1 protein-coding gene is annotated in these 238 nt (G+C 53.4%); it reads right to left on the bottom strand.

Annotated elements, in window-relative coordinates; all coding sequences use genetic code 11:
- On the bottom strand, positions 1–238 hold a 238-nt coding region (locus R0J87_RS24405), incomplete at both ends, for a LysR substrate-binding domain-containing protein (RefSeq protein WP_498889632.1).

Raw genomic sequence — 238 nt, 5'->3', positions numbered from 1 at the left:
AGCCTGCCGACACCATTTGTACCAGCATCAGGGTATTATCGGCTTGCTTCCATACCTTAGGTTCAATGCCGGCAGGCTGCAGAAAATGTTTCACCACATCTAACCGGTTTTTTTGCACCGGGTAGGTCAGCATGGTCTGACTGGCCAGATCGGCCGGTTTAATTGTGCTCAACTCGGCCAGGGGAGACTGCGGCGACACCACCAGACGCATCTCAAAGTCGAACAGGGGTTCATAGTG

It is taken from the genome of Halomonas sp. SIMBA_159, assembly GCF_046536035.1.
Lineage (GTDB): Bacteria > Pseudomonadota > Gammaproteobacteria > Pseudomonadales > Halomonadaceae > Vreelandella > Vreelandella venusta_A.
Note: the sequence above shows the minus strand (reverse complement) of the source record. Positions and strands in the feature narration are given on the sequence as shown.